Genomic DNA, 18,963 nt, shown 5'->3' with positions numbered 1-18,963 from the left:
CCAAGGCCACCCAGCGGGCGGCCTCGGTGGTGCGTGGCGTGCGGCGAGGGGCTCACCACCTGTAGGTGGCGCTGGCAACGACGCTGCGCTCGTCACCGTAGTAGCAGTAGTAGCCGTCGCAGGTGGAGAGGTAGTCCTTGTCCAGCAGGTTGGTGGCGTTGAGCGCCAGCGACGCGCCGTTCAGGCTGCTGTCCAGGCGACCGAGGTCGTAGTGCACGGCGGCATCGAACACGGTGTAGGACTTGGCGAAGCCGAGCTCGCTGTTGGCCTGGTCGCCGAAGGTGTTGCCGGTGTAGCGGGCGCCGGCGGCGATGCCGAAGCCGTCGAGCACGCCGTTGTGCCAGGTGTAGTCGGCCCACAGCGAGGCCTGGCGGTTGGGCATCAATTGCAGGCGCTTGCCCTTGAACTCACCGTCCTGCACGTCGGATTTCGCCTGGGTGTAGGAGGCGATCAGCTTCAGGCTGTCGGTGACGTTGCCCACGGCTTCCAGCTCCAGGCCCTTGACCTTCACTTCGCCGTCCTGGCTGGTGACCGGCGTGCCGTTGATGCGGTTCGTGACCGAAACGTTCTGCTGGGTCAGGTCGTAGACGGCGGCGCTCAGCAGGATGTCGCTGCCCGGCGGCTGGTACTTCACGCCCAGCTCCCACTGCTTGCCTTCGGTCGGTTTGAACGAGTCGGTCGGTGAGGCCGTGGCGTTGCTGGTGGGCTGGAAGGATTCTGCGTACGACAGGTAGGGGGTGAAGCCGGAGTCGAACACATAGCTGAGGGCGGCGTTGCCGCTGAAGGCCCTGTCGCGCTCGGTGTTGGTGGCATCGCCCTGGTTGAGGAAGGTGGTGCCGGTGTGCACCCAGTCCTCGCGGCCGCCGAGGGTCAGGCGCCACTGGTCGAGGGCCATCTGGTCCTGGACGTAGAGGCCGGTCTGGTGGGACTTCTGGTTGTAGTCGTAGAACGCCAGGGAGCGCGGCGGGCGGACGATGGGCTGGCCGTGCACCGGGTTGTTGACGTTGATGTCCGGCGGGGCGTAGCCGTTGAAGGCGGTGCCGAAGACCGACATGTAGTCGGTTTCGATGCGCTGGTGGTCGAGGCCGAACAGCAGGGTGTGGTTGATTTCGCCGGTGGTGAAGTCGGCCTGGAAGTTGTTGTCCACCGCGAACTGGCTGATGGCCTCATCGGTGTTGGTGCTGTTGCGACCGACATTGCCACTGGCGTCGACCACATAGCCGGAACCGGCGAGCGATGGGATGTAGCTGTTGACGGTGACGGTCTGGAACGACAGCTCGGACTTGGTGTAGCGCAGGTTCTGGCGGAACTGCCAGACATCGTTGAAGCGATGCTCGAAGGCATAGCCCAGCGCGTAGTAGGTGCGGTCGTAGAAGTCGTAGTCCGGATCGCCCAGGTTCTTGTGGTGGGAGATCTTGCCGAAGGGCATGTCGATCTTGGTGCCCTGGATCGGCCTGAACTGGCTGGTGGTGCCGGTATCGTCGCGGGTGAACTGCGACAGCAGGGTGAGGCGGGTGTCGGGGTCGATGTTCCAGGTCAGGCTGGGGGCGAGGTTGTAGCGCTTGTTGTCGACATGGTCGATCTGCGTGCCGCTGTCGCGCACCACGCCGCTCAGGCCATAGAGGAACTGGCCCTGGTCGTCGATCTGGCCGGTGCTGGCGAAGTTGATCTGGCGATGGTTGTCACTGCCGTACTGCACCTCGATCTCATGGCGGGTCTCGGCGCTCGGGCGACGGCTGACCATGTCCAGCAGGCCGCCGGGAGGGGTCTGGCCATAGACCGATGAGGCCGGGCCGCGCAGCAGGGCCAGGCGGTCCAGGTTCCAGGTCTCCGGCTTTGGGTTGGCGTACACGCCGCGCGGCAGCGGCAGGCCATCGAGGAAGTGGGTCGGCTCGAAACCGCGCACGCGCATCCAGTCGTAGCGGGTGTCGCTGCCGAAGCTGCTGGAGACGATGCCCGGCATGTACTTCACCGCGTCGTCGAGGCTGTGCACGCTGCGGTCCTGCATCTGCTCGCGGGTGGCGACGGAGATCGAACGCGGAGCCTCGGCCAGGGCGGTGTCGGTCTTGGTGCCGGCGGCGGTGCGTTGGGCCAGGTAGCCGGTGGTGGGGCCCCAGGCGCTTTCGCTGGCAGCGGCGCCGTCGATGTTGGTGCTCGGCAGGACCATGGCGTCCTGCGGCAGCGCGGCCAGGCTGTAGCTGCTGCCGTTCTGCACCAGTTGCAGGCCACTGCCGTTCAGTGCGGCATTCAGTGCGTCGACCGGCGAGTACTCGCCCTGCACGGGCTGCGCCGTCTTGCCGGCGGTCAGGCTCGGATCGATGCTGAGGACGATGCCGGCCTCGCCGGCGATGCGGTTCAGGGTGCTGGCCAGAGGGGCAGCGGGCAGTTGGTATTGCTGGGTATCGGCGCTGGCGTAATGCGCCAGGCTGCCCAGGAGGATGGCGCCTGCGAGCAGGCTGGGGCGGAAGGCAAACGTCATTGCGAGCGACTCCTGATAGGAAACAAGTCTCAATGACTCCTTGCCGAGCCAGGATGGAAAAGTGATAGGGGCTGTGGAAAAAATCTCGCGCCGCACGGCGACCGCCCCGGGCTACGGGGGCGGGGGTGTCCGGTGGGCGGGTACCACGCGGGCCCACCAGTCGGTGTGCCGCTCGATGCGCACCGGCAGGCTGGGCGGCAGCGCGGCCAGGGCCTGGTCGGTGTCGCCGAGGGGGAAGCTGCCGCTGATGCGCAGGTCGGCCACCGCCGGGTCGACCCCGAGGTAGCCACGGCGGTATTGGCCGAGCTGCTCCAGCAGGTCCGCCAGGCGGACGTTATCGACCACCAGCATGCCGCGGCTCCAGGCGTCGGCGCCCACCGGGGAGGCCTCGCTGCGGCCCAGGGCGTCGGCCTGCATCAGCACCTGCTGGCCTTCGCCGATGATGCGTTCGTCTTCGGCCTGCGCGGGGTGCGCGGCGACGGCGGAGCGCAGCACGACCAGGCGGGTGGCCTGGCCTTCGCGGCGCACCAGGAAGCGGGTGCCGAGGGCGCGCAGCTCGCCCTGTTCCGTGGCGACCACGAAGGGGCGCGGGTCGCCGTGGGCGGTTTCGACGAGGATCTCGCCGCTGCGCAGGTAGAGCCGGCGCTGGGGGCCGTCGAACTGGATGTCGAGGGCGCTGCGGCTGTTCAGGCGCACCTGGCTGTGGTCCGGCAGTTGCAGTTGGCGCTGTTCGCCACTGGCGGTCATTTCGTCGGCCAGCCAGTCTCCCAGCGGGCGGTGCTGCTGGGCGAGGAGCAGCCCGAGCACGCCGGCCAGGCACAGGCCGAGCACGCTGCCACTGCTGCGCAGGCGGCGGCGCGGGGCTTCCAGCAGGGCGTGGCGGGCGGGTGCGCTGCTGGCGGCGCCCAGGTGCGCATCCAGGCCGTTGAGCCGCGACCAGGCGAGGGCGTGCTCGGGGCTGGCGGCGTGCCAGAGGTTGAATTCGGCCCGTTCCTGGGCGCTGGCTTCGCCGGAGCCGAGGCACAGCTGCCAGTGGATGGCTTCGTCCAGCACGCGGGAGGACACCGGCGCCGGGTTCATTGCGGCGCTCCGTAGAGGGCGATGTAGCACTGGCGCAGGCCCTGGGCGAGGTATTGGCGCACGCGGGGCACGGAGACGCCCAGGCGCTGGGCGATCTCGGCGTGGCCGAGGCCGTCCAGGCGGTTGTAGAGGAAGGCGGCGCGGGCCTTGGCCGAGAGGCTGCCGAGCAGGCGGTCGATCTCGCGCAGGGATTCGAGCATCAGCGCCTGTTCCTCCAGGCTTGGCTGGGTGGGTTCGGGCAGGTGTTCCAGGGCTTCCAGGTAGGCCCGCTCCAGGGCGCTGCGGCGGAAGTGGTCCACCAGCAGGCCACGGGCAATGGTGGTGAGCAGGGCGCGGGGTTCGCGCACCTGGCCGAGGTCGGGCTTGCCCAGCAGGCGGACGAAGGTGTCCTGGCTGAGGTCTTCGGCGCGGTGGTGGTTGTCCAGGCTGCGGCGCAGCCAGCCGAGCAGCCAGGCGCGGTGGTCGCGGTACAGGGCACCGGCCAGTTCCTGGTTTGTGGGGTCCACCGACGACACGGCCACCTCCGGCTGAGTGCGAATCATGAGCGAGAATGATTCGCAATTATGCCGATGGCGGCGAAGTGCCGCAATTGCAGGCCGTCGGCCGGTCAGAGGCCCGGTTGCTGCTGACGACGCTGCTGCCGGGCGAGGGCGGCGGACAGTGCGGCGGGGCTGTCCAGCCCCTGGCGGCGGGCGTGGGCGAAGAGGATCAGGGCCATCTCGGCGGTGGCCAGGGCGTCGGCACTGGCGTGGTGGCGTTGCTGTACCTGCAGGCCGAAATGCTCGGCCCACTGGTCCAGCCCGCCGTTGCGGATGCCGGCGCCGGGGCAGAGCAGGGGGGCCAGTTCGGCGATGTCGAGGAACGGGTGGCGCAGGCGCAGCCCCAGGTCCTGGCGCAGGGCGCGGGCGAGCATGCGCTGGTCGAAGGGGGCGTGGAAGGCCAGTACCGGGCTGTCGCCCAGGTAGTCCATGAAATCCAGCAGGGCTTCGGCCGGGGCCAGGCCGGCGGCGGAGACGCTGGGGGCGATGCCGTGGATGAGCACGGCGGGGGAGTTGCCGGCGTTCCGGTACAGGGTCGCTTCGAAGCCGCGCCCGAGGGGGATGGCGCCGGCTTCGATGCTCACCGCACCAATGGACAGCACCAGGTCGCGGCTCATGTCCAGGCCGCTGGTCTCCAGGTCGAGCACCACGAAGCGCTGCTCGGCCAGGGGCCGGTCGTCCAGCGCCTGGGGCGCAGGCAGGGCGTCGCGGCGCTGCTGCTGGTCGTCTGTCAGGACCGGGCGCTGGCACCGGGTGAACCAGGAGAAGGCATTCATAGCTGGTAGCGCAACGCCAGGCTGGCCTGCAGGCGCTGGGCTTGGCGGAAGGATTCGCGGAGGATGCGCCGGTCCAGGTGGTTGAGGCTGTCGGGGTTGAGGTGGTTGGACAGCGGGAGCCCCTGGCGGGCCTGTTGCTGGTGCTGCTGCATGCGGGTCTGCTGGATGAAGTGGTAGGCCTCTTCGAAGGCGGCGCCGTCCTGGGCGTCGATCACCTCGCGCTGTACCAACTGGCGCAGGCGGTCGAGGGTGTTGCCGCTCTCGATGCCGTTGGCCAAGGCCAGCAGGCGGGCGCCGTCGACGAAGGGGGTGAGGCCCTGGACCTTGAGGTCGAGGGTGTCTTTCTCGGCGCCTTTGCGGGCCACCACGAAGTCGCGGAAGCGGCCTACCGGTGGGCGCTGGCGCAGGGCGTTCTCGGCCATCATGCGCTGGAACAGGCTGTTGTCGGCGACCTGCGCGAGCATCTCGCGGCGCAGTTGGTCGCAGCCGTCGTGCTCGCCCCAGACGGCGCGCAGGTCGAAGTAGATGCTGGAGGCCAGGAGGTTCTCGGGGGTGGCCTCGCGGATGAAGCCGGTGAAGCGCCGGCGCCATTCGTTGCGCGACAGGCACAGCTCGGGGTTGCCGGCCATGATCCGCCCTTTGCACAGCTCGAAGCCGCAGGTGGCGAGGGCCTGGTTGATGCGTTCGGCCAGCGGCAGCAGGCGCCCGCGCAGCAGGGCGGCCTCGGCGTCGTCGGCGGCTTCGAAGAGGATGCCGTTGTCCTGGTCGGTGTGCAGGGTCTGTTCGCGGCGCCCTTCGCTGCCGAAGCAGAGCCAGGTGAAGGGCACGCCGGGGTCGCCCATTTCTTCCAGGGTCAGTTCGATCACCCGGCACACGGTGTGGTCGTTGAGCAGGGTGATGATGTGGGTGATCTGGGTGGAGCTGGCGCCGTGGGCGAGCATGCTGTCCACCAGGCGGCGGATGTCGGCGCGCAGGGCGGCGAGGGTCTCGACGCGACCGGCATGGCGGATGGTGCGGGCCAGGTGCACCAGGTCGACCCGCTGCAGGGAGAACAGGTCGCGCTCGGAGACCACGCCCTGCAGGTGACCGTCCTCCACCACGCAGACGTGGGCGATGTGGCGCTCGGTCATGGCGATGGCGGCGTCGAAGGCGCTGGCATCCGGCGGCAGGTGGAAGGGTTGCTGGGTCATCAGCTCGGCGATGGGCTGGTCGAGGTCGGCGCAGGCGTCGGCGATCACCCGGCGCAGGTCGCGCAGGGTGAAAATGCCCACCGGGCGTTCGTCGCCCTGGACGATGACGATGCTGCCCACCTGGCTTTCGTGCATCAGCCGCACCGCTTCGCGCAGGGGCATGTGCGGCGGGCAGGCCACCGGCTGGCGCACGGCCAGCTCCGCCAGGCGGGTGTCGAGGGAATACTGCGCGCCGAGGGTCTCCACCGCGCGCAGTTGGACCTGCTGGTTGACCTGGTCCAGCAGGCTGCTGACGCCGCGCAGGGCGAAGTCGCGGAAGGGGTTGGAGAGGGCGAACAGCTTGACGAAGCTTGCCTTGTCCAGCAGCAGGCAGAAGGTGTCTTCGCCGGCCAGGTGCTCGGTGCGGGTGGCCCGTTCGCCCAGCAGGGCGGCGAGGGGGAAGCACTCGCCGGTGGCGATCTCGAAGGTGGTTTCGGTGCCGCGCTTGGCCGAATGCGGGCGCTCGCCCACCACCCGGCCCTGCTTGACGATGTAGAAGTGCTCCACCGGCCCGTCGCCGGGCTTGATGATGGAGTCGCCGCGCGCATAGAAGCGCAGCAGGCAATGTTCCACCAGGAAGGCCAGGTGAGCGCTTTCCATCTGGTTGAAGGGTGGGAACTTCTGCAGGAACTCCATGGTGCCGTGGACGTTCTGCATCACCGCGAGCTTGCCCGCCTGCTCGAAGGCGTTGCCTGTCGTGCTCATGCCGTGCTTCCGCGTGTCTCTTGTTGTCCCGGCATGGTCGTGGCTGGGGGCCGGGGCTGCCCATTGGACGTAAGTATAGGAAGGGGCGGCGACCGTCCGGCGGGCCAAGGGAACTCCGGCTAAGCGGCGTTATCCCACCCTAGTTGGCCGTCCATGAGGTGGACGGGCCGGGAGTCGGGCACAGGTGACGCGATGAGTTACGGCGATCTGCTCAGTGAAGAAGAACTGCTCGCGCTGGACGAGCTGGTGCGCGGTCCGCACCAGGCATCGGTGCTGCTGGTGGACGGCGACGATGCGCTGTATCCACGGCTGGCCGCTGCGCTGCAGGGGCTCGGCTTGCGCTGCCTGCACGCGCCCGGCCGTGCCGAAGCGCTGGAGCTGCTGGCCTCGCGTTCTTCCATCGGGTTGCTGGTGTGCGCTCTACACCTGCCGGACGGCAGCGGCCTGGAGCTGGTGCGCCAGTTGCGCCAGTCGGCCCGCGCCAGCCTGCCGGTGGTGGTGATGGCGGGCGATGCGACGGTGCAGGACGCGGTGGATGCCTTGCACCTGAAGGTGCTGGATTTCCTGCTGGGGCCGCCCGACCTGGCCCACCTGACCACCCTGGCGCGCAATGAGCTGGGGACGCCGCCGGAGCCGAAGGTTGTCCGGAGGCGGCCCAGGCCGAAAGAAGCGGCCGTCGAAACCTGCCTCGCCCTGAAGAGCGCCTGAGCCGAGCGGCCCAGGCGTTCTTCGTTCAGTGGTGGACGCTGTCCACTGCGATGGATTCCCCCGAAACCTCCACGAACGGCTGCCGGCGATCGGCGAGCGCGACGTGGATCAGTGCCGCCAGCCCGGCACCGAAGAACCAGGAGAAGTGCGACAGGCTCTCGAAGGCCGGCAGCAGCGCGAGGACGATGGCGATCAGCGCCGAGGGGGCGAAGGCCGCCAGGGCCCGCAGGTTGATGCCGCGGTGGTAGTGGTAGGCCGCTTCGGGCGCTTCCGAGTACAGCTCCGGCAGGTTCACCCGGCCCCGGCGCACCAGGTAGTAGTCGGCGACGATGATGCCGTACAGCGGGCCGAGCAGGGCGCCCAGGCCGCCGAGGAAGTAGAGGATCACGCCGGGGCTGTTGTAGAGGTGCCAGGGCAGGATCACCACGGCCAGGGTGGCGGCCAGCAGGCCGGCGCGGCGGAAGTTCAGCACGCGCGGGGCCAGGTTGGTGAGCACGTAGGCCGGGGCGACGAAGTTGGCCATGATGTTCACCGCCACGGTGACGATCAGGAAGGCCAGGCAGCCGAGCACCAGCAGCCCGGTGTGGGGGATGGCGGCGACGATGTCGGTGGGGCTCTGGATCAGCGTGCCGTCAAGGCTGAACTGGGCCCCGGCGAGGACCACGGCGATCAGCCCGAACAGCAGCATGTTCACCGGCAGGCCCCAGAAGTTGCCCTGGCTGATGGTGCGGCGGTCCGGGCAGTTCCGCGAGAAGTCGCAGAAGTTGAGGATCATGGTGCCGTACAGGCTCACCCACAGCGCGGCGCCGCTGAACACCTTGAGCCACAGGCCGGCACCTTCGGCCTGCTGGCCGGTGGACCAGCTGATGCGCAGCCCGGCGCGGACGTACATCCAGCTGGCCAGCGCGGCGACGGTGACCAGGATCACCGGCCCGGCGAAGGACTCGTAGCGCCGCACCATTTCCATGCCGTAGGCGAAGATCAGCAGTTGCACGCACCAGATGCCGAGGAAGGTCAGCCAGCCCAGGGTGGACAGGCCCAGCAGGCTGTCCTGGTCGTAGGCCCGCAACTCCGGCGCCAGGGCGGTGAGCAGCACCCGCAGCACCACCGAGGCGAGGTAGGTCTGGATGCCGAACCAGGCGATGGCGATCACCGCGCGGATCAGTGCCGGCAACTGGGCGCCGTGGATGCCGAAGGCGATGCGGCACATCACCGGGTAGGGCAGGCCGGTTTTCTGGCCCATGTAGCCGGAGAGGTTCATCAGGCCGTAGATGAGCAGCGCGCCGAGGGCGAAGGCGGCGAGGATCTGCGCGCCGCTCATGCCGAGGGCGAACAGGCCGATGGCGAAGGAGTAGTTGGCGATGTTGTGGACGTCGTTGGTCCACAGCGCGAAGAGGCTGTAGCGCCCCCAGCGGCGCCCCTCGGCCTTGGTGGGGGCGAGGTCGGCGCTGTAGAGCCGGGGGCTGAGGGCGGCTTGCCGGGGTGAGGCGGCGGTGGGCGCGGTGGCGGCACCGGGTGCAGCGGCGACATGGGCGGGGGTTGGGTTCATGGTCGGCTCGGCCTGTATGCACGGTTTGTTTGAGTTGTGTGCAATTGCGAGTTCCATGCCACTTTCCGGGCGTTCGCGCTCATCTGAGTGCTGCGCGTGCTCTCACGTCAGGCGTGGCGTGGGCTGCCGGGAATGGATTGAATTTTCCTTGTTGATCATTGACTTGCGGGTCAGATTTAACGTGCCCAGTCGCGGGGCGCTTTGGGTTTTTTGTACACAAAATTGTGCGCAGGCGTTACGTGAACCCATGGCGACATTGGAGGTGGGGGCACATAAAAAAACCGCCCCAGAGGGCGGTTTCTTCAACGCGGTGTGCAGCGCTTACAGGCCGTTCTTGGCCTTGTACTCGCGGCGACGGCGGTGCAGTACCGGCTCGGTGTAGCCGTTGGGCTGCCGGGTGCCTTCGACCACCAGTTCCAGGGCGGCCTGGAAGGCGACGTTGTCGTCGAAGTTCGGCGCCATCGGGCGGTAGAGCGGGTCGCTGGCGTTCTGGCGGTCCACCACGGCGGCCATACGCTTGAGGCTTTCCTCGACCTGCTCGCGGGTGATCACGCCGTGGCGCAGCCAGTTGGCCAGCAGCTGGCTGGAGATGCGCAGGGTGGCGCGGTCTTCCATCAGGCCGACGTCGTTGATGTCCGGCACCTTGGAGCAGCCGACACCCTGGTCGATCCAGCGGACCACGTAGCCGAGGATGCCCTGGGCGTTGTTGTCCACTTCGTTCTTGATCTCCTCGGCGGTCCAGTCGGTGCTGGGAGCCAGGGGGATGGTCAGGATGTCGTCCACGGAGGCCTGGGTGCGCTTGGCCAGCTCGGCCTGGCGGGCGAACACGTCGACCTTGTGGTAGTGCAGCGCGTGCAGGGTGGCGGCGGTGGGCGAGGGGACCCAGGCGGTGTTGGCGCCGGAGAGCGGGTGGCCGATCTTCTGCTCCACCATCGCGGCCATCAGGTCCGGCATGGCCCACATGCCCTTGCCGATCTGCGCGCGGCCTTGCAGGCCGGTGGCCAGGCCGACGTCGACGTTGTTGTTCTCGTAGGAGCCGATCCACTTCTCGCTCTTCATGGCGGCCTTGCGCACCATGGCGCCGGCTTCCATGGAGGTGTGGATTTCGTCACCGGTGCGGTCGAGGAAGCCGGTGTTGATGAACACCACGCGCTCGGCGGCGGCCTTGATGCAGGCCTTCAGGTTGACGGTGGTGCGGCGCTCCTCGTCCATGATGCCGACCTTGAGGGTGTTGCGCGGCATGCCCAGCACGTCTTCGACGCGGCTGAAGATCTCGGTGGCGAAGGCGACTTCCTCCGGGCCGTGCATCTTCGGCTTGACGATGTAGACCGAGCCGGTGCGGGTGTTCTTGCGGCTGGTGTTGCCGTTGAGGTTGTGCAGGGCGATGAGGCTGGTGAACAGCGCGTCCTGGATGCCCTCGGGCACTTCGTTGCCGGCGGCGTCGAGGATGGCCGGGTTGGTCATCAGGTGGCCGACGTTGCGCACGAACAGCAGGCTGCGGCCGTGCAGGGTCAGCTCGGAACCGTCGGCCTTGGTGTAGACGCGGTCGGGGTTCATGGTGCGGGTGAAGGTCTGGCCGCCCTTGCTGACGTCCTCGGCGAGGTCGCCTTTCATCAGGCCCAGCCAGTTGCGGTAGACGACGGTCTTGTCGTCGGCGTCGACGGCGGCGACGGAGTCCTCGCAGTCCATGATGGTGGTCAGGGCGGCTTCCATCAGCACGTCCTTGACGCCAGCGGCATCGGTCTGGCCGATGGGGCTGGTGGGGTCGATCTGGATCTCGAAGTGCAGGCCGTTGTGCTTGAGCAGCACGGCGGCGGGCTTGGCAGCGTCACCCTGGAAGGCGATGAACTGCGCGGCGTTCTTCAGGCCGGTCTCGCTGCCGTTCTTCAGGCTCACGGCGAGCTGGCCGTTCTTGACGGTGTAGGCGGTGGCGTCGACGTGGGAGCCGGCCTCCAGCGGCGCGGCTTCGTCGAGGAAGGCGCGGGCGTAGGCGATGACCAGGTCACCGCGGACCTTGTTGTAGCCCTTGCCCTTCTCGGCGCCGTTGGCTTCGCTGATCACGTCGGTGCCGTAGAGCGCGTCGTACAGCGAGCCCCAGCGGGCGTTGGCGGCGTTCAGGGCGAAGCGGGCGTTCATCACCGGCACCACCAGCTGCGGGCCGGCCATGCGGGCGATTTCTTCGTCGACGTTCTGGGTGCTGGCCTGGAAGTCGGCCGGTTCGGGCAGCAGGTAGCCGATTTCCTGCAGGAAGGCCTTGTAGGCCACGGCGTCATGGGCCTGGCCGGCACGGGCCTGGTGCCAGGCGTCGATCTTGGCCTGCAGTTCGTCGCGTTTGGCGAGCAGGGCTTTGTTCTTCGGCGCCAGGTCGTTGATGACCTTCTCCGCACCGGCCCAGAACGCATCGGCAGCGATGCCGGTTCCGGGGATGGCTTCGTTGTTCACGAAGTCGAACAGGACTTTGGCGACCTGCAGGCCACCGACTTGAACGCGCTCAGTCATTGCTTGCCTCACTCTGCTCAATATCCGCTCTGGACCGTGCCTGAAAGCTTGTAGTCCGAGCTGCGGCATACTACATGAACCCGTCACAAAAAACAGGGTCGGGCGTCGCTATGCGACCGAAAAACCACTTACGGTCACTGCCGGGCATGAATGTTCTCAAATAATTGACGGATTGTTCCAGATAAATCTTCAAACCGTACACGATCACGATTTTCGCGGCGCTGCGACCCGGCGTCGCAGCATCTGACAGCGTCATCAGCCACTACCTTCAGCTCTTTTCTATACTGCCTTCACTACATAAAAAGGAGCCCCACCAATGACGGTACGCGCTGCGACCGCCGCTGACCTGGATGAGCTGAGCCAGTTATTCAGTGGCTACCTGGACTTCTACCGGGTGCCCCGCCCGTTGCAGGAGATCCGCCGCTTCCTCGGCGAGCGCCTGGAGCGCGGCGATTCGGTGATCTTCGTCGACCGCGACGAGTCGGGGGATGCCTTGGGATTCGTCCAGCTTTATCCCTTCATGTCCTCCCTGGCCTTGGCGCCGGCCTGGCTGCTCAGTGACCTGTTCGTCGCCCCATCGGCGCGCCGCCTGGGGATTGGGGAGCGGCTGATGAACGCCGCCCGCGCCCATGGCGAGGCCACCGGCGCCTGCGGCCTGCAGTTGGAGACGGCACGAACCAACCTGGCCGGTCAGGCCCTCTACGAGCGTCTCGGCTACGTGCGGGACGAGGTGTACCTGACCTACTGGCTGAGCCTGGATCGCCGTTGAGCGACCCCACCCCAAGGAGACCGACATGCACCATCTCGTACTCACCGTGATCGCCGCCGACCAGCCCGGGCTGGTGGAGCGCATCGCCCAGTGCATCGCCACCCACGGCGGCAACTGGCTGGAAAGCCGCATGGCGCGGATGGCTGGGCAGTTCGCCGGCATCCTGCGGGTGGCCGTGCCCGCCGAGGGCCAGGGCAAGCTGGTGGCGGGCCTGCAGGGGCTGGAGGCGCAGGGCATCCGCGTGATGCTGGCGGACAGCGGCGCCGAGCCGGCCAGCGGCTGGCAGACCATCCACCTGGAGCTGGTGGGCAATGACCGACCCGGCATCGTCCGCGACATCACCCACCTGCTGTCCCGCCACGGGGTCAATCTGGAGCAGTTGCAGACCGAGGTGGTGCCGGCGCCCATGAGCAGTGAGCCGTTGTTCCGCGCCGAGGCCACCCTGGCCGTGCCCTTGGCACTGTCGCTGGATGATCTGCAGGCGCAGTTGGAAACCCTGGCCGACGACCTGATGGTGGAACTGACGCTCAACGCCGACGGCTGAGGCTTACCCACGGAAAACCGGGGCAAGCCTGTGGACAAGTTGGGGATGCCCCGCTGCAAGCCTTGCCGGGCGAGGGATACAGGCGACTGGACGGAAACTGATCAGCTCGCCGGGCTTGTGCACATCCGCCGTGGACGGGGCTGTGGATAAGCTTGGGATCGACGGCTGCAGCCCCCGCCAGCAGAGGCTCGCAGCCCGTCGTTCACTCATTGCTCAACCCTGGTTGCGACGCAGGGTCATCCAGGCATCGACGCTGTAGATCGCCAGGCCGGCCCAGATGCAGCAGAAGGCCACCAGCTTGTTCGGGTCGAAGTGCTCGCCGAACAGGAAGATCGCCTGCAGCATCACCAGGGTCGGCGCCAGGTACTGCAGGAAGCCCAGGGTGGTGTACGGCAGGTGGCGGGCGGCGGCGTTGAAGCACACCAGCGGCACCAGGGTCACCGGGCCGGCGGCCACCAGCCAGAGGGCCTGCGGGTCGCTCCAGAACCCCGCCTGGCCGGTGCTGGCCTCCGGGTGCAGCAAGAGCCAGCCCAGGGCCAGCGGCAGCAGCAGCCAGGTCTCCACCACCAGGCCCGGCAGCGCAGCCACCGGGGCCTGCTTACGGATCAGCCCATAGAAACCGAAGGTCAGGGCCAGGGTCAGCGACACCCAGGGCAACGCGCCCACCTGCCAGATCTGCTGGGCCACGCCCACGGCCGCCAGGCCCACCGCCAGCCACTGCAGGCGGCGCAGGCGTTCGCCAAGGAGGAGCATGCCCAACAGCACGTTCACCAGCGGGTTGATGTAGTAGCCCAGGCTGGCTTCCAGCATCCGGCCGTTGTTCACCGCCCACACGTAGACCAGCCAGTTACTGGCGATCAGCAACCCGCTGGCGCCGAGGATGGCGAAGCGACGCGGGTTTTCGCGCAGCTCCCGCCACCAGCCCGGGTGCTTCCAGACCGCCAGCAGCACCGCGCCGAACAGGGCGGACCAGATGGCCCGGTGGGTGATGATCTCCAGTGCGGGGATGTGCTCGAGCAGTTTGAAGTACAGCGGGAAGAGTCCCCAGATGACATAGGCAGTCAGGCCCAGGGCATAGCCCCGGCGGGGATTGGCGGTGGCCATCAGGCGTCCTTGGTCGGGCAGGTTGAGGGAGGCGCGCCATTTTAGGGCGCGCGCCGGCGCTTGTCTGTGACGTTGCGGTGAGCACGGGGTTCCGCAGTGCCGTGGGAGGACGGTCGCGGCAATGCCGCCCGGCGGCTGGCACACTGCACGCCGGTTTCCCAAGGAGTGCGCCATGACCGTCGTCGAACGCTACCTGCAAGGCCTGGAGCAGGCCCTGCCCCCCGAGCCCCGTCAGCGCCTGGGCCAGGCGTTGGGGGCCACGCCGGCCCAGCTGGAGGCCCTGCGCGCGGCTTATCCCCAGGTGTCCGGCAGCCTGCTGGCGTTGCTCCGGCGGATCAACGGCACCTACTGGCAGGACCATGGCGGGGTGATGCTGCAGGAGCTGATCCTCGGCTCGGACGTGTTCGAGTACCCCTATTACCTGCTCTCGGTGGAGCAGATGCTCGCCGAGCGTCGCCGTACCGACAGCATCCTCCAGGTCTACGACGGCTACCTGGACGAGTTTCCGGAGCTGATCGGCGCCGGCATCGACCCGGCGCTGCCGATGGATCGCCGCCTGTGCTTTTCCCACTGCGTGAACAACGGCGGCACCTCGTTGCTGTACCTGGACTTCGACCCCGCGCCGGGCGGCACGGTGGGGCAGGTCGTGCGCTTCCTGCACGACCCCGATTCCTACGCGGTGATCGCGCCGAGTTTCGAGCGCTACCTCGAACAGTTGATGGAGGACGGCTACGCCTTCGTCTTCGACGAGGACGAGTGAGCTCCCTCAGAACAGCCTGAGCGGCTCCTCGTCCAGGGCCGCCAGTTGCTCGCGCAGGGTGAGCACCTGGTCGCCCCAGTAGCGTTCGCTGCCGAACCAGGAGAAGTGCATGGGGAAGGCCGGGTCGTCCCAGCGGCGGGCGATCCAGGCGCTGTGGTGCATCAGGCGCAGGGCCCGCAGGCCTTCGATCAGCGGCAGTTCGCGGCGGTCGAAGTCGTGGAATTCCTGGTAGCCGTCCATCAGCTCGGAGAGCTGCCCCAGCCGCTCCTGGCGTTCGCCGGCCAGCATCATCCACAGGTCCTGCACGGCGGGGCCCATGCGGCAGTCGTCGAGGTCGACGACGTGGAACACCTCGTCGCGGCACAGCAGGTTACCCGGGTGGCAGTCGCCATGCAGGCGGATGGGGGTGTAGCGCACCTCGGCGAACAGCTTGTCGAGGCGCTTCAGCAGGTCGCGGGCCACTGATTCGTAGGCCGGCAGCAAGCCCTTGGGGATGAAGCCACCTTCCAGCAGTGTCTCCAGCGAGGTGTGGCCGAAGTTGTCCACAGCCAGTTGCTCGCGGTGCTGGAACGGCCGGGTCGCGCCCACGGCATGCAGGCGGCCGAGCAACTGGCCGAGGCGATAGAGCTGGTCGAGATTGCCTGGCTCCGGGGCACGGCCGCCGCGACGGGGGAACAGGGCGAAGCGGAAGCCGGCGTGCTCGAACAGCGTTTCGCCTTCGCAGCGCAGGGGCGCCACCACCGGCACTTCGTGTTCCTCCAGCTCCAGGGTGAAGGCGTGCTCCTCGCGAATTGCTGCGTCGGTCCAGCGCTCGGGCCGGTAGAACTTGGCGATGAGCGGCGCGCTGTCCTCGATCCCCACCTGGTACACGCGGTTCTCGTAGCTGTTCAGCGCCAGCACCCGGGCATCGCTGAGGTAGCCCAGGCTCTCCACGGCATCCAGGACCAGGTCGGGGGTGAGGGCGTCGAAGGGATGGGACATGGGGCGGCTCCAGCGGATGGGCGCACAGTCTAGCGGGTCGCGCATCGGCCTGCCGAAACAGCCGGGCTAGAGTGCCGTGCCCAGCAGCACCTGGCCGGGGTCGAACAGCACCCGTGCCAGATGGCCGGGTTGCAGGTCGTCGTCGGCGAGGCGGGCCGGCTCGGCCAGGGCGCAGAGGGTCTGGCCGTTGCCCAGGGCGATGCGCACCTCGCTGGGACCTTCCGGGTCGGGGACGATGGCCTCGATCCGGCCCTCCAGGGCGTTCAGGTGGGCATCCACGGGCGCATGCAGCGGGCGCACCTCCAGCCAGCCGGCCTTCATCAGCGCGACCACGCCGACACCCAGGGCCAGCTCCAGCTTCTCGGTGCTGTCGTGGGTGATCTGCGCCTTCAGCCGGGCGCCGCCGGGCAGCTCCATTTCCACCAGGTCGTTGCGGCCGTGGGCCTGCAGGCCGATCACCTTGCCGCTGAGCTGGTTGCGGGCGCTGGTGCGCAGCATCAGGCGGCCCAGGCGCTCCAGGTCCTGTTCGTGCTCGGCGCTTTCCACCAGGCGTGCCTGCAGGCTTTCCAGGCGCTTGAACAGTGCCAGCAGACGCTCACCCTCGGCGGACAGGCGCGCGCCGCCGCCGCCCTTGCCCCCCACGCTGCGTTCCACCAGCGGCTTTTCGGCGAGGTTGTTGAGCTCGTCGACGGCATCCCAGGCAGCCTTGTAGCTGAGGCCGGCTGCCTTGGCGGCGCGGGTGATGGAGCCTTGGATGGCGATCTGCTCCAGCAGCGCCATGCGCTGGGGGCGGCGGGTCAGTTGCTGGGTGAGGGGGATGAACTGGCTCATGGTGGTCGGGGCCCGATGAACATGGCGCGCAGGCTGAGTGAGCAGGGCACGGTCGTCAAGCGCCTGTCAGGGCACGCTGCCCGGCTTGGGGGTGCGAGCCAGGCAGTAGACGTCCACCCGAGCGGCGCCGGCGCGCTTGAGCAGGCGGGCGAGGGCGTGGGCGGTGGTGCCGGTGGTCAGCACGTCGTCCACCAGGGCCAGGTGCAGACCGGCGGGGCGCGCGTGGGGTGCCAGGGTGAAGGCCCGGCGCAGGTTGCGCCGCCGGGTGGCGGCATCCAGCCCTTGCTGGGCCGGTGTGTCCAGGGTACGTAGCAGCCAGCCGGCCTCCACCTTCAGGCGCAGCGAGCGGCCGAGCCAGTCGGCGAGCATCTGCGCCTGGTTGAAGCCCCGCGCCCGCTGGCGTGCCCGTGCCAGGGGCACCGGCAGCAGCAGGTCCGGCAGCGGTTGCCGGGTGTGCCGCAGGTGGTCGGCGAACAGCTCCGCCAGCAGGCGCCCGGCAGGCCAGTCGGCACGGTGCTTGAAACGGGTGACCAGAGCGTCGAGGGGGAAGCCGTAGCGCCAGGGCACGCAGGCGCTGTCGAAGGCCGGTGGCCGCCGTTGGCATTCGCCGCAGAGCAGCCCGTCGGCCGTCAGGGGCAGGGCGCATTGGCGGCAATGCCCGGCCAGCCAGGGCAGGTCGAGCAGGCAGCCGGGGCAGATGGGGTGGATGTCACCGCCCTCCAGGGTGGCCAGGCACAGTTGGCAGCGAGCCTGGCTACGCGCCAGGCGGCGAAGCCGGTGGAGGAGTCCGTCCATGGTGGTCCTGCGGGGTCAGTGGATGAGCCAGCTCATCACCACCAGGCCAAGCAGGGTGAGGATGAGGCCGCTGATGATGCCCTTCCTCGCCAGGGCGCGGATGCCGGACACCAGCAGCATCAGTCCGATGAACAGCACGATGAAGCTGAACAGCGAGGTATCCATTCCGATGGCCCGTGCCAGACCGTGGAAGAAGTCGTCCATTGCCGACCAGATGCCGCCGAGCAGCCCGGAAAGCAGGTCGACGATGAAGCGGATGGCACGGCCCAGCGCCTCGCCGAGCCAACCGAAGAAACCTTCTGTGCCCATGGTGGGTCCTTGAGTGGGGGAGTCCGCCATTGGATTCGCAGCGGCGACAAGGGTTCTGTTGGTTATTATTTGCTCACTTGTAAACCTGTGTCTCAAATCTGGTTGACAGCGTCGAAGCCGAAATTAAGATGCCCCTTAGCCTGAACGCCCGGCCCACCGGCCCGGGCCACTCCGACAAGAGGCGCCATCCAAGCGTCGTAGGAACCCTTCCCATGAGTGCAACCGCCGCCATCGCTACCCGCCACGACTGGACCCTCGCCGAGGTGAAGGCACTGTTCCAGCAGCCGTTCAACGACCTGCTGTTCCAGGCCCAGACCGTGCACCGCGCGCACTTCGACCCGAACCGCGTTCAGGTCTCCACTCTGCTCTCCATCAAGACCGGCGCCTGCCCGGAAGACTGCAAGTACTGCCCGCAGTCCGGCCACTACAACACCGGCCTGGACAAGGAAAAGCTGATGGAAGTGCAGAAGGTGCTGGAGGCGGCCGCCGAGGCCAAGGCCATCGGCTCGACCCGCTTCTGCATGGGCGCGGCGTGGAAGCATCCCTCGGCCAAGGACATGCCCTACGTGCTGGAGATGGTGAAGGGCGTGAAGAAGCTCGGCCTGGAGACCTGCATGACCCTCGGTCGCCTGGACCAGGAGCAGACCCGGGCGCTGGCTGATGCCGGCCTGGACTACTACAACCACAATCTCGATACCTCGCCGGAGTTCTACGGCAACATCATCACCACCCGCACCTACAGCGAACGCCTGCAGACCCTGGCCTACGTGCGCGAAGCGGGGATGAAGATCTGCTCCGGAGGCATCCTCGGCATGGGCGAGTCGCTGGACGACCGCGCCGGCCTGCTGATCCAGTTGGCCAACCTGCCGGAACACCCCGAGTCGGTGCCGATCAACATGCTGGTGAAGGTCAAGGGCACGCCCCTGGCCGAGGAACAGGACGTCGACCCGTTCGACTTCATCCGCACCCTGGCCGTGGCGCGGATCATGATGCCGAAGTCCCATGTACGCCTTTCCGCCGGGCGCGAGCAGATGAACGACCAGATGCAGGCCCTGGCCTTCATGGCCGGCGCCAACTCGATCTTCTACGGCGAGAAGCTGCTGACCACAGCCAACCCCCAGGCGGACAAGGACATGCAACTGTTCGCCCGCCTCGGCATCAAGCCCGAGGAGCGCGAGGAACACGCCGACGAGGTGCACCAGGCCGCCATTGAGCAGGCCCTGGTGGAGCAGCGCGATTCGCAACTGTTCTACAACGCCGCCTCGGCCTGACGTTCGCCCGGTGGCGGGTGCTTGCGCCCGCCACA

The 18,963-nt window shown here is 68.0% G+C and carries 18 protein-coding genes; 5 read left to right on the top strand and 13 right to left on the bottom strand.

The features are described from left to right. Nucleotides 1–52: 52 nt before the first annotated feature. From A9G05_RS00380 to A9G05_RS00360, 5 genes are all read right to left on the bottom strand, one after another. Nucleotides 53–2,479: a TonB-dependent siderophore receptor gene (locus A9G05_RS00380; RefSeq protein WP_069559094.1), complete on the bottom strand. Its 2,427-nt coding sequence runs from the start codon at nt 2,477–2,479 to the stop codon at nt 53–55. A 111-nt stretch (nt 2,480–2,590) separates the two neighbouring features. Beyond that, complete coding sequence (locus A9G05_RS00375; protein ID WP_069559093.1) at nt 2,591–3,559, bottom strand: FecR domain-containing protein; 969 nt, start codon at nt 3,557–3,559, stop codon at nt 2,591–2,593. After that, a complete protein-coding gene (locus A9G05_RS00370) occupies nt 3,556–4,101 on the bottom strand; it encodes an RNA polymerase sigma factor (RefSeq protein ID WP_202119494.1) in 546 nt (181 codons plus the stop codon). The genes A9G05_RS00375 and A9G05_RS00370 overlap by 4 nt, the downstream gene beginning before the upstream one ends. A 65-nt stretch (nt 4,102–4,166) precedes the next feature. Then, nucleotides 4,167–4,874 carry a PolC-type DNA polymerase III gene (locus A9G05_RS00365; RefSeq protein WP_069559091.1) on the bottom strand — a complete coding sequence of 236 codons (708 nt, stop codon included), beginning with the start codon at nt 4,872–4,874 and terminating at the stop codon, nt 4,167–4,169. Next, nucleotides 4,871–6,808: a putative nucleotidyltransferase substrate binding domain-containing protein gene (locus A9G05_RS00360; RefSeq protein WP_069559090.1), complete on the bottom strand. Its 1,938-nt coding sequence runs from the start codon at nt 6,806–6,808 to the stop codon at nt 4,871–4,873. The genes A9G05_RS00365 and A9G05_RS00360 overlap by 4 nt, the downstream gene beginning before the upstream one ends. A 192-nt stretch (nt 6,809–7,000) precedes the next feature. On the opposite strand from A9G05_RS00360, the gene A9G05_RS00355 reads away from it, so the two are divergent. Beyond that, complete coding sequence (locus A9G05_RS00355) at nt 7,001–7,516, top strand: response regulator (protein ID WP_069559089.1); 516 nt, start codon at nt 7,001–7,003, stop codon at nt 7,514–7,516. Nucleotides 7,517–7,541: 25 nt separating this feature from the next. Here the strand turns inward: A9G05_RS00355 and A9G05_RS00350 are convergent, their stop codons facing one another. The 3 genes from A9G05_RS00350 to A9G05_RS00340 all read right to left on the bottom strand — a co-directional run bounded on the left by A9G05_RS00350 (nt 7,542) and on the right by A9G05_RS00340 (nt 11,820). Continuing rightward, a complete protein-coding gene (locus tag A9G05_RS00350; RefSeq protein ID WP_069559088.1) occupies nt 7,542–9,065 on the bottom strand; it encodes an NCS1 family nucleobase:cation symporter-1 in 1,524 nt (507 codons plus the stop codon). A 321-nt stretch (nt 9,066–9,386) separates the two neighbouring features. After that, on the bottom strand, nt 9,387–11,564 hold the full coding sequence (locus tag A9G05_RS00345; RefSeq protein ID WP_069559087.1) for a malate synthase G: 2,178 nt from the start codon (nt 11,562–11,564) through the stop codon (nt 9,387–9,389). A 70-nt stretch (nt 11,565–11,634) separates the two neighbouring features. Continuing rightward, nucleotides 11,635–11,820: a hypothetical protein gene (locus tag A9G05_RS00340; protein WP_069559086.1), complete on the bottom strand. Its 186-nt coding sequence runs from the start codon at nt 11,818–11,820 to the stop codon at nt 11,635–11,637. A gap of 60 nt (nt 11,821–11,880) precedes the next feature. Between A9G05_RS00340 and A9G05_RS00335 the strand changes: the two genes are divergently transcribed. Together A9G05_RS00335 and A9G05_RS00330 are read left to right on the top strand one after the other, a co-directional pair. After that, nucleotides 11,881–12,333, top strand: coding sequence for a GNAT family N-acetyltransferase (locus A9G05_RS00335; RefSeq protein ID WP_069559085.1), 453 nt, complete (start codon nt 11,881–11,883; stop codon nt 12,331–12,333). 25 nt (nt 12,334–12,358) lie between these two features. Beyond that, the gene (locus A9G05_RS00330) at nt 12,359–12,877 is read left to right on the top strand and encodes a glycine cleavage system protein R (RefSeq protein ID WP_069559084.1); all 519 of its coding nucleotides are present in this window, start codon (nt 12,359–12,361) and stop codon (nt 12,875–12,877) included. 213 nt (nt 12,878–13,090) lie between these two features. On the opposite strand, the gene rarD is transcribed toward A9G05_RS00330, so the two are convergent. Beyond that, nucleotides 13,091–13,981: an EamA family transporter RarD gene (rarD, locus tag A9G05_RS00325; RefSeq protein ID WP_069559083.1), complete on the bottom strand. Its 891-nt coding sequence runs from the start codon at nt 13,979–13,981 to the stop codon at nt 13,091–13,093. A 172-nt stretch (nt 13,982–14,153) separates the two neighbouring features. Between rarD and A9G05_RS00320 the strand changes: the two genes are divergently transcribed. Beyond that, nucleotides 14,154–14,741 carry an SMI1/KNR4 family protein gene (locus tag A9G05_RS00320; protein ID WP_069559082.1) on the top strand — a complete coding sequence of 196 codons (588 nt, stop codon included), beginning with the start codon at nt 14,154–14,156 and terminating at the stop codon, nt 14,739–14,741. Nucleotides 14,742–14,747: 6 nt separating this feature from the next. Here A9G05_RS00320 and A9G05_RS00315 read toward each other — a convergent pair whose 3' ends face one another. The 4 genes from A9G05_RS00315 to A9G05_RS00300 form a co-directional block, all read right to left on the bottom strand. Then, a complete protein-coding gene (locus A9G05_RS00315; RefSeq protein WP_069559081.1) occupies nt 14,748–15,722 on the bottom strand; it encodes a serine/threonine protein kinase in 975 nt (324 codons plus the stop codon). 66 nt (nt 15,723–15,788) lie between these two features. Next, entirely contained in the window at nt 15,789–16,553 is a 765-nt protein-coding gene (locus A9G05_RS00310) for a TOBE domain-containing protein (RefSeq protein ID WP_069559080.1), read from the bottom strand. Between the two features lie 66 nt (nt 16,554–16,619). Continuing rightward, nucleotides 16,620–17,348, bottom strand: coding sequence for a ComF family protein (locus A9G05_RS00305; RefSeq protein ID WP_069559079.1), 729 nt, complete (start codon nt 17,346–17,348; stop codon nt 16,620–16,622). 15 nt (nt 17,349–17,363) lie between these two features. After that, entirely contained in the window at nt 17,364–17,657 is a 294-nt protein-coding gene (locus A9G05_RS00300) for a hypothetical protein (RefSeq protein WP_069559078.1), read from the bottom strand. Nucleotides 17,658–17,869: 212 nt separating this feature from the next. On the opposite strand from A9G05_RS00300, the gene bioB reads away from it, so the two are divergent. Beyond that, entirely contained in the window at nt 17,870–18,928 is a 1,059-nt protein-coding gene (gene bioB, locus A9G05_RS00295) for a biotin synthase BioB (RefSeq protein ID WP_069559077.1), read from the top strand. Nucleotides 18,929–18,963: the final 35 nt, after the last annotated feature.

This window comes from Pseudomonas sp. ENNP23 (assembly GCF_001728945.1).
GTDB lineage: Bacteria > Pseudomonadota > Gammaproteobacteria > Pseudomonadales > Pseudomonadaceae > Metapseudomonas > Metapseudomonas otitidis.
This window is presented reverse-complemented; position numbering and strand designations above follow the sequence as displayed.

Excerpts from the sequence above, each read along its gene's own strand:
- A9G05_RS00380 (WP_069559094.1), bottom strand. The coding sequence starts at position 2,479 with ATGACGTTTGCCTTCCGCCCCAGCCTGCTCGCAGGCGCCATCCTCCTG.
- A9G05_RS00375 (WP_069559093.1), bottom strand. The coding sequence starts at position 3,559 with ATGAACCCGGCGCCGGTGTCCTCCCGCGTGCTGGACGAAGCCATCCAC.
- A9G05_RS00370 (WP_202119494.1), bottom strand. The coding sequence starts at position 4,101 with ATGATTCGCACTCAGCCGGAGGTGGCCGTGTCGTCGGTGGACCCCACA.
- A9G05_RS00365 (WP_069559091.1), bottom strand. The coding sequence starts at position 4,874 with ATGAATGCCTTCTCCTGGTTCACCCGGTGCCAGCGCCCGGTCCTGACA.
- A9G05_RS00360 (WP_069559090.1), bottom strand. The coding sequence starts at position 6,808 with ATGAGCACGACAGGCAACGCCTTCGAGCAGGCGGGCAAGCTCGCGGTG.
- A9G05_RS00355 (WP_069559089.1), top strand. The coding sequence starts at position 7,001 with ATGAGTTACGGCGATCTGCTCAGTGAAGAAGAACTGCTCGCGCTGGAC.
- A9G05_RS00350 (WP_069559088.1), bottom strand. The coding sequence starts at position 9,065 with ATGAACCCAACCCCCGCCCATGTCGCCGCTGCACCCGGTGCCGCCACC.
- A9G05_RS00345 (WP_069559087.1), bottom strand. The coding sequence starts at position 11,564 with ATGACTGAGCGCGTTCAAGTCGGTGGCCTGCAGGTCGCCAAAGTCCTG.
- A9G05_RS00340 (WP_069559086.1), bottom strand. The coding sequence starts at position 11,820 with ATGACGCTGTCAGATGCTGCGACGCCGGGTCGCAGCGCCGCGAAAATC.
- A9G05_RS00335 (WP_069559085.1), top strand. The coding sequence starts at position 11,881 with ATGACGGTACGCGCTGCGACCGCCGCTGACCTGGATGAGCTGAGCCAG.
- A9G05_RS00330 (WP_069559084.1), top strand. The coding sequence starts at position 12,359 with ATGCACCATCTCGTACTCACCGTGATCGCCGCCGACCAGCCCGGGCTG.
- rarD (WP_069559083.1), bottom strand. The coding sequence starts at position 13,981 with ATGGCCACCGCCAATCCCCGCCGGGGCTATGCCCTGGGCCTGACTGCC.
- A9G05_RS00320 (WP_069559082.1), top strand. The coding sequence starts at position 14,154 with ATGACCGTCGTCGAACGCTACCTGCAAGGCCTGGAGCAGGCCCTGCCC.
- A9G05_RS00315 (WP_069559081.1), bottom strand. The coding sequence starts at position 15,722 with ATGTCCCATCCCTTCGACGCCCTCACCCCCGACCTGGTCCTGGATGCC.
- A9G05_RS00310 (WP_069559080.1), bottom strand. The coding sequence starts at position 16,553 with ATGAGCCAGTTCATCCCCCTCACCCAGCAACTGACCCGCCGCCCCCAG.
- A9G05_RS00305 (WP_069559079.1), bottom strand. The coding sequence starts at position 17,348 with ATGGACGGACTCCTCCACCGGCTTCGCCGCCTGGCGCGTAGCCAGGCT.
- A9G05_RS00300 (WP_069559078.1), bottom strand. The coding sequence starts at position 17,657 with ATGGGCACAGAAGGTTTCTTCGGTTGGCTCGGCGAGGCGCTGGGCCGT.
- bioB (WP_069559077.1), top strand. The coding sequence starts at position 17,870 with ATGAGTGCAACCGCCGCCATCGCTACCCGCCACGACTGGACCCTCGCC.